Source organism: Reyranella soli, from assembly GCF_007992495.1.
Taxonomy (GTDB): Bacteria; Pseudomonadota; Alphaproteobacteria; order Reyranellales; family Reyranellaceae; genus Reyranella; species Reyranella soli.
This window is the reverse complement of record NZ_BKAJ01000283.1, coordinates 1-6,320: the sequence shown is the minus strand read 5'-3', so window position 1 is coordinate 6,320 and position 6,320 is coordinate 1. Positions and strand designations below refer to the sequence as shown.

The window sequence follows — 6,320 nt, the reverse complement described above, 5'->3', positions numbered from 1 at the left end:
TACTAGTCATATTAGGCCCGCGGTCCGCGTATGACTAACTGCTCTCGTTCGACAGCACGTCGCCGAACAGTTTCCAGGTCTCGCCGTCGAAGCGGGCAAGCTGGACCGCCTGGATGGGATAGAAGTCGGTCGGGCTGGTGTTGATCTTGATGCCCGGCAGCAGGATCGGCACCACGAGGTTCTTCATGCTGGCCGCCTGCTTCATGAGATTCGCGCGCGTGAGCTCGTCGCCGCACGCGGTGAGGCAGTGGCGCATCGTCGACGACACCGCGTACGCATACGTATAGGAAGAATCCGCCAGGTTGCCTTGCGGGCTGTACTTCTCCATCCATGCCTTCCACTCGAGGAAATCCGGCGCATTGGCCCATTGCGGATCGGTCGCATCCTTCAGGTAAGCCGCCGTGATGATGTCCTTGCTGTTCTCGAAGCCGGCTGGCTTCAAGGTCGAGGCAATGGAGGCGGCGACGTTCGCAAGGTAGTGCGCCGGCTTCCAGTCGAGGTCCGCCACCTTGCGGATCGCCTGGGCCGCGGCCTTGGGCGCTGCGTGATTGAAGAACACGTCGGCGCCGGAATCCTTCAGCTGGATGATCTGGCTGTCGACTGTCGGATCGGTGACTTCGTAGCTCACCGTCTTGATCAGGAACTTGTCCTTCGCTGTCCCGAAGCCCGCCTGGAAGCCGTGCAGGTAGTCCTTACCGGAATCGTCGTTCTGGTAGAGCATGGCCACCTTGGCATTGGGATGGTTGGCCATGATGTGCTTGGCGTAGATCGTCGCTTCGGTGGCGTAGTCGGGCTGCCAGCCCATGGTCCACGGGAACTCCTTGGGCATGCCCCACTTCGACGCGCCGGTGGCGACGAAGAGCTGCGGCACCTTCTTCTGGTTCAGGTACTTCTGCACCACCGTGTTGGTCGGCGTGCCGAGCAGCTGATAGATCGCGAAGACCTGATCGTCCTCGACGAGCTTGCGCACCATCTCGACGGTCTTAGGCGGCTGGAAGCCGTCGTCGTAGGTGATGAAGTTGACCTTGCGGCCGTTGATGCCGCCCTGGTCGTTGACCATGTTCCAATAGGCGGTGATGCCCTTACCGATCACGCCATAGGCCGAGAGCGGGCCCGAGTAGGGATTGGTGTGGCCGAGCTTGATCTCCTTGTCGCTGACGCCGGGATCATACTTCTTCTGCGCCCGCACGATGGATGGCGTCGCCAGCGCGAACGCCGATGCGGACGCAACCAGCGTCCGACGATTGATCTTCGCCATTGATTTCCTCCTCGACCGCCCCGTTGTTCGGAGTCGTGCCAGGAGTGTAGCGGCTCAGAGCGCTTCGGGCGACGTGAAGGGCAGGCCCAGTGCCTCGGCGACCGGCCGGCAGGTCACCTTGCCTTCGTGCACGTTGAGGCCATTGCGCAGATGCGCATCCTCTGCAATCGCCTTGCGCCAGCCCTTGTCAGCCAGCGCCAACGCGAACGGGAGCGTGGCGTTGTTCAACGCGAAGGTCGACGTCCGCGCGACCGCGCCCGGCATGTTGGTGACGCAGTAGTGGATCACGCCTTCCTCGACATAGGTTGGGTCGGAATGCGAGGTCGGCCTGGATGTTTCGCAGCAGCCGCCCTGGTCGATGGCGATGTCGACGATGACGCTGTTGGGCTTCATCGAGGCCACCATCTCGCGCGTCACGAGTTTCGGCGCGGCAGCCCCCGGCACCAGCACGGCGCCGACCAAGAGGTCGGCGCGGCGCAGAATAGCGCCCAACGCATCACGGGTCGAAAAGATCGTACGCAGGCCGGGGAATTGCGCTGCCAGCCGTCGCAGGACTTCCGCGGAGCGGTCGACCACGAACACCGTGGCGCCCATGCCGAGCGCGATGGTCGCGGCATGCGTGCCCGACACGCCGCCGCCCAGTACCACGACTTCGGCTGGCGGAACGCCCGGTACGCCGCCTAGAAGCACGCCACGGCCGCCGGCGGTGCGCTCGAGGTAGTGCGCGCCGACCTGCGGCGCGAGTCGGCCGGCGATCTCCGACATCGGCGTGAGAAGGGGCAGCGTGCCGGTGGGCGACGTGACGGTCTCGTAGGCGATTGCCGTCACGCCGCTCTTCAGCAGGTCTTCGGTCTGCGCGCGATCGGGCGCGAGGTGCAGGTAGGTGAACAGCACCTGGCCGCGCCACAGCCGCTTGCGCTCGACCGCCAGCGGCTCCTTCACCTTCACGATCATCTCGCTCCGGGCGAAGACCTCTTCGGCGCCGTCAACGATGCGCGCGCCGGCGGCGAGGTATTGTTCGTCGCCCAGCCCCGCGCCCAACCCGGCGCTCCGCTCGACCAAAACCTCGTGGCCGTGATGCACCAGCTCGGCGACCGACGAGGGCACCAGGCCTACGCGGTCTTCGTGATCCTTGATCTCCTTGGGGACGCCGACACGCATGATCGGATCAGAGCAGGTGACCGGCGCGCTCGGCCTTGGTGCGCAGGTAATTCTCGTTGTGCCCGTTGGCCGGGAACGAGTGAGCCACCCGCTCGGCCACCTCGATGCCGTAGCGCTCGAGCTGGCTGATCTTCTGCGGGTTGTTGGTCAGCAGCCGCACGCGCTTGATGCCCATGCGTGCCAGCATGGTGGCGGCCGGCGCATAGATGCGCTCGTCGGCGTCGAAACCCAATTGCTCGTTGGCGTCGATCGTGTCGAAGCCGTCATCCTGCAGCTCGTAGGCGCGCAGCTTGTTCACCAGGCCGATGCCGCGGCCTTCCTGCGCCAGATAGAGCAGCACGCCCGAGCCGCGTTTCGCGATCTCGGCGATGGCGCCGCGCAACTGCACGCCGCAGTCGCAGCGCAGCGAACCCAGAAGATCGCCGGTGAAGCATTCGGAGTGGAGCCGGATCAGCACCGGCTCGGTGGGATCGATCTCGCCCACGACGATGGCGAGATGCTCCTTGCCGCCATCGCTGGGACGCCAGGCGAGGATGCGGGCATTCTCCGCGCCCTCGAGCGGCACGTGCGCCTGCGCCACCTGCTGGAGGTTGCGCGCCGAGATCTCCTCGTAGGCCCGCACGTCGGCGGCATCGACATAGACCAGGTCCTGGTCGCGCGCCCAGTCGCGCCGCTTGTTGTTGGGATCGCTCGTCAATGGCCCCAGCACGACGGCGGGCAATAGCCGGGCGAGCTTGGCGAGCTCGATCGCGGTCTCGGCGATGCGCGGCGCATGGCTGGCGACCGGCCGCGAGAGGTAGCGAAGGGCGGCGTGGCGGCCCGCCTGCTCGGTCTCGTGCGGCTGCAGGATCACGTCGGCCGGCACGCCCTCGGGCAGATCGAGGGTGATCGGCTTGTTGGTCTCGCCCATGCCGCCCGCGATATGCGGCGGGATCTCCATGCCGATGGCCTCGGCCCGGCGCCGCGTGGTGACCAGCACGGGCGCCTGCTGGGCCAGGCCCTGCAGGCGCTGCAGGGCGCGCGGCCCGCAGGCTTCGGCGGCGATCACCAGGCCGCCACCGCCGTCGTCGTCGCGCAGGACTACAATGCCGCCGCGCCGCAGCTCGGCCATGGCGCGCTCGACGGCGGCCAGGGCGGTCGCGGTACGGGAATGAACTTGACCCGGAATCATGCTTTACCTTGCGCCATCCTTAGCACGGAGCGGGCCCTTTTGCCGAAGTGAACCGCTTTTGCCATCTTTTCGTACCAGATAGAGTGTTTCTAGGTCGCCAGCAGGTAGCAGCAGCATGTCTGTAAACAATCGCGGCAAGAAAATTCTGCTGGTCGACGACGACCAGGGCTTGCGCACAGTGCTCGCCGAGCAGCTCGATCTCTATGATGGCTTCACCACCATCCAGGTCGGCACGGCGGCCGAGGGCATGGAGAAGGCTAAGCTCGCCCATTATGACGCCATCCTGCTCGATATCGGCCTGCCCGATATGGACGGCCGCGAGCTCTGCAAGCTGATGCGCCGCCAGGGCGTGCGTGCGCCGGTGATCATGCTGACGGCGGCCGATTCCGACGCCGACACGATCCTGGGCCTGGAATCGGGCGCCAACGACTACGTCACCAAGCCCTTCCGCATCAACGTCCTGCTGGCCCGGTTGCGCGCCCATCTGCGCCAGCATGAGCGCAGCGAGGATGCGGTGATGACCATCGGCCCCTACGAGTTCCATCCCGCGGCCAAGATGCTGATGGAGAAGGCCGGCAAGAAGAAGATCCGACTGACCGACAAGGAAGCCTCGATCCTGAAATACCTGTTCCGCGCCGGCGACCGGCCGGTGGCGCGTGACGTGCTGCTGAACGAGGTCTGGGGCTACAACGCCGGGGTCACCACCCACACGCTCGAAACGCATATCTACCGCCTGCGCCAGAAGATCGAGCGCGATCCGGCCAGTGCCGCCATCCTGATCACCGACCGCGGCGGGTACCGGCTGCAGCCCTGAGGGGGTGCTTGCCAGAAGGTGACCAACGCGTCATCTTTTCCAAAACCTGACGATAATTCGCCCGGGAGGGGCCCCCTCATGAGCACGCAGCGCATCTACGCCCTGCCCATCGAGACCACCGAGTGGAAGTTCGACGGCGCCACCGAGATCCAGTTCAACTGGGAATACGATGACGGCTCGGACGCGCTGCTGGAGCTCTACGACAAGGGCAAGAAACAGCAGTGGGACGCCAGCAGCCGGCTCGACTGGTCGCTCGAGCTCGATCGCGAGAATCCGATGGCGCTCAAGGACGAGGCGCTGTCGATCTACAACACCGACTACTGGCGCAAGATGACCGACAAGGAGAAGGGTTGGCTGCGCCAGAACCTGCAGGCCAACCAGATCTCCCAGTTCATGCACGGCGAGCAGGGTGCGCTGATCGCCACCGCCAAGATCGTCGGCACGGTGCCCGACATGAACGCCAAGTTCTATGCCGCGACGCAGGTGATGGACGAGGCGCGCCACGTCGAGGCGTACAAGCGCCTGCTGCACGAGAAGTTCGATCTCGCCTATCCGATCAATCCCTCCCTGAAGACGCTGCTGGAGCAGACGCTGACGGATCGGCGCTGGGACATGACCTACCTCGGCATGCAGGTGTTGATCGAGGGTTTGGCGCTCGCCGCCTTCCAGTCGATCCGCGACAAGGCCGGCAATACGCTGGCGAGCGCAGTGAACGCCTACGTCATGCAGGACGAGGCGCGGCACGTCTCGTTCGGCCGCCTGGCGCTGCGCGAATACTATCCGCACCTCTCCGACGCCGAGCGCGACGAGCGCGAGCAGTTCGTGGTCGAGGCGCTCTATTTCATGCGTGACCGCTTCAACAATGCCGAAGTCTGGGAGCGGCTCGGCCTGCCGGCCGATGCGCTGAACGAGCTGCACTACAATTCCAAGCAGATGGCCTCGTTCCGCGGCCGCTTGTTCAGCCGCGTCGTGCCCACGGTCAAGGATATCGGCCTGTGGGGCGAGCGCGTGCAGAAGACCTTCGCCGAGATGGGCGTGATGGACTACGCCAACATCGACGTCACCGAGCAGCTCGCCAACGACGGCAAGGTCGCCGAGGACTTCGACAAGAAGATGTTCATCGAGAAGGCGATCGCGGCGGAGTGACGGCCCGTGGCCGTCATCCCGAGCATTTGCGAGGGATCTGCCACAGAAAGATCCCTCGCTACGCTCGGGATGACAGGAGCGTGATCTCCTGAAATGACCGCGATGCGCTAGCGTGCGCCCTTCATCGAAGGAGCCCCCCATGCTGCGACGCGCGCTTTTGGTATTCACAGCCGCTGCGATCTGCTCGACGCCGCTCCTCGCGCAGGAAACGCGGCGCGTCCGGGCCACGATCGAGAAGGTCGACGGCTCGACGCTCTACGTGAAGACGCCCGACGGCGAGGATCTGAAGATCACGGTCGCCGACAAGCCCGTCTACATGGCGATCATTCCAGCGACGCTGGCCGATCTCAAGCCCGGCACCTTCGTCGGCTCGGGCGCCACGCCGGGACCTGACGGCAACCTGGTCGCCATGGAAGTGCACATCTTCCCGGAGGCCATGCGCGGCACCGGCGAAGGGCATCGGCCGATGGAGGGACCGCCCCAGGCCACCATGACCAATGCCAATGTCAACGTGTCGGTCGCCGGAGTCGATGGCCAGGTGCTGACGCTGAAATACAAGGACGGCGAGAAGAAGCTTCTGGTCACGCCCAAGACTGCCATCGTCGCCTACACGCCCGGCGATCGCGGCGAGCTGAAGCCCGGCATCAAGATCTTCATTGCCGGCGCGCTGAAGCAGCCCGACGGCTCGCTGCAGGCCACGCGGATTTCCTACGGCCGCAACGGGCTCACGCCGCCGATGTGACGTCATGGGAGCGCGGGCCTCTGGCCCG

6 protein-coding genes are annotated in these 6,320 nt (G+C 65.3%); 3 read left to right on the top strand and 3 right to left on the bottom strand.

The features are described 5' to 3' along the window. Positions 1-34: 34 nt before the first annotated feature. Genes RSO01_RS45560 through ribA form a run of 3 tightly spaced genes read right to left on the bottom strand, consistent with a single transcriptional unit; the run spans position 35 to position 3,590 of the window. Positions 35-1,258, bottom strand: a complete 1,224-nt coding sequence (locus tag RSO01_RS45560) for an ABC transporter substrate-binding protein (protein ID WP_147157258.1) — start codon at positions 1,256-1,258, stop codon at positions 35-37. A gap of 54 nt (positions 1,259-1,312) precedes the next feature. Beyond that, the gene (ald, locus tag RSO01_RS45555; protein WP_147157257.1) at positions 1,313-2,419 is read right to left on the bottom strand and encodes an alanine dehydrogenase; all 1,107 of its coding nucleotides are present in this window, start codon (positions 2,417-2,419) and stop codon (positions 1,313-1,315) included. A 7-nt stretch (positions 2,420-2,426) separates the two neighbouring features. Beyond that, positions 2,427-3,590: a GTP cyclohydrolase II gene (ribA, locus tag RSO01_RS45550; protein ID WP_147157256.1), complete on the bottom strand. Its 1,164-nt coding sequence runs from the start codon at positions 3,588-3,590 to the stop codon at positions 2,427-2,429. A gap of 115 nt (positions 3,591-3,705) precedes the next feature. Between ribA and RSO01_RS45545 the strand changes: the two genes are divergently transcribed. From RSO01_RS45545 to RSO01_RS45535, 3 genes are all read left to right on the top strand, one after another. Next, complete coding sequence (locus tag RSO01_RS45545) at positions 3,706-4,404, top strand: response regulator transcription factor (RefSeq protein ID WP_092824773.1); 699 nt, start codon at positions 3,706-3,708, stop codon at positions 4,402-4,404. Between the two features lie 78 nt (positions 4,405-4,482). Beyond that, on the top strand, positions 4,483-5,550 hold the full coding sequence (locus RSO01_RS45540; protein WP_147157255.1) for a ferritin-like domain-containing protein: 1,068 nt from the start codon (positions 4,483-4,485) through the stop codon (positions 5,548-5,550). Positions 5,551-5,689: 139 nt separating this feature from the next. Next, on the top strand, positions 5,690-6,292 hold the full coding sequence (locus RSO01_RS45535; RefSeq protein ID WP_147157254.1) for a hypothetical protein: 603 nt from the start codon (positions 5,690-5,692) through the stop codon (positions 6,290-6,292). Positions 6,293-6,320 lie beyond the last annotated feature (28 nt).

Bases quoted from the DNA above. Each gene is read 5' to 3' on its own strand.
- RSO01_RS45560 (WP_147157258.1), bottom strand. From the start codon at position 1,258: ATGGCGAAGATCAATCGTCGGACGCTGGTTGCGTCCGCATCGGCGTTC.
- ald (WP_147157257.1), bottom strand. From the start codon at position 2,419: ATGCGTGTCGGCGTCCCCAAGGAGATCAAGGATCACGAAGACCGCGTA.
- ribA (WP_147157256.1), bottom strand. From the start codon at position 3,590: ATGATTCCGGGTCAAGTTCATTCCCGTACCGCGACCGCCCTGGCCGCC.
- RSO01_RS45545 (WP_092824773.1), top strand. From the start codon at position 3,706: ATGTCTGTAAACAATCGCGGCAAGAAAATTCTGCTGGTCGACGACGAC.
- RSO01_RS45540 (WP_147157255.1), top strand. From the start codon at position 4,483: ATGAGCACGCAGCGCATCTACGCCCTGCCCATCGAGACCACCGAGTGG.
- RSO01_RS45535 (WP_147157254.1), top strand. From the start codon at position 5,690: ATGCTGCGACGCGCGCTTTTGGTATTCACAGCCGCTGCGATCTGCTCG.